The 1,555-nt window shown below is 46.7% G+C and carries 2 protein-coding genes; both read right to left on the reverse strand.

Translation table 11 applies throughout. The annotated features are described in order from the left end of the window. Positions 1-1,045, reverse strand: a 1,045-nt coding sequence (locus JF818_RS11835) for a glucose-6-phosphate dehydrogenase (protein ID WP_198892208.1), incomplete at its 3' end; no start/stop codon positions are given. Further along, positions 1,042-1,555 (reverse strand): 6-phosphogluconolactonase (locus JF818_RS11840; RefSeq protein WP_198892209.1); only part of this gene is annotated, 514 nt, incomplete at its 5' end. The genes JF818_RS11840 and JF818_RS11835, both read right to left, overlap by 4 nt.

The following is a 1,555-nucleotide window of genomic DNA, read 5'->3' on the forward strand; positions in this document are numbered from 1 at the left end:
GTTCTGGGTGTATGGTGATGATCACCGCATTCTCTGCAATGGAATCATCATGCATGACCTGCTTGGTGGCGTTCTTGAACTTGATGTAAATCAAGCTCTTTGCCTCACTCTGCATCTTCCCTGTTCGTACATAGATGGGAATACCGGTAAAGTAGTAGGTGTTTACAAACAACTTGAATGCAGCATACGTGGGAGTATGTACCACATGGCCACTACCCGAACCCAGTGATTCATATCGCCCCATATGGAATTCCTGGATAGGGGATATTGCCCTGAGAACCTTCTCTTTTTCGACGGCGATATCCTTTGGAGTCAGACTTGCAGGTTCGCTCATCGTCAAGTAGGTGATGATCTGCATGATATGATTCTGGATAGTGTCACGTACCACACCGATCTTCTCATAGAATCCTAATCGTTGGTCCACTCCATGGGTTTCGTCAAAAATGATCTCAATGGACTCAATGGTCCTGTTGTCCCAGATTCTTCTGATTATGTCATTATGGAACCGCATCAAAAGCAGGTTTTGCATGAACTCCTTGCCCAGATAGTGGTCGATACGGAAAATCTCCTCATCAGTGAAGGCCTTTTCCAGGATATCGTTGTAACGCTGGGCACTCTCCAGGTCGAATCCAAATGGTTTTTCAACAACAATCTTCTTTGTCAGTGAACAGATGCAATCCAGCTGGTTATCCACCTGTTGGATCTGCTCAATAGCAATCTCATAGAGGGAAGGCTGTAGTGCAAGATAGTAAATGAATTCCACTTCGTCGCATTCCCCACACATGGATTTCAAACGGGTGGTAAGTATGGTGACTGCATTCGCATCGCTCATATCGTAGTACAGGTAATCAAGGTGGTCGGTGAAGGAGGATGGGGCATCTTTCCTGATAATCTCAGAGAGGAACTCATCTCTGGTGGTAAACCGTCTTCCAAGAGCTAGTACCTCAAAAGCATCGCCCTTTTCCATGAGATGCTCATAGGCAGGATACAGTTTCTTCAGTGCAAGGTCTCCCGTGCCACCATATTGGATAATGATTCTCTTCATAGTGTTTTCTCCCTCAGGTCTGTTACTATCGTACCATGGAATGGTTGGTGAACAAAGAAGGAGCAGGGCAGAGTATGTGCATCCTCCTTGCCGGACATCAACCTATTGAGAGCATCCCTTTTTCCTTCGCCCAGGAAGAGCAGAAACACCTTTGCCTCTCGGGCAAGGGTGAGAAAACCATGGTAGGTGAGTGTGACCCGCCTTTTAGGTGGTTTGGGACTATCGATTACCACCATGGTTTGAGCATCAGCACTATTCGGCCAGGAACCAGGAAAGAGGCTTGCTATATGCCCATCCTCTCCTACACCAAGATAAAGACGGTCAAAAGGCTCATCGGAAAGGGACTTTCCTTCACTGACAATGGTAAGTGTGGTCCCTTGATCCAATGCTTTTTGCAACCCAGCTTCCCTGAGCGTATCCTCATTTCGTTCACCCTCAAGACGTTCATCGATAAGATATAGGCGAATTCTTCCAAGTGACTCACTTGGAAGCGTGAGGATGGCATTGATG

The organism is Sphaerochaeta sp. S2, from assembly GCF_016406725.1.
GTDB lineage: Bacteria > Spirochaetota > Spirochaetia > Sphaerochaetales > Sphaerochaetaceae > Sphaerochaeta.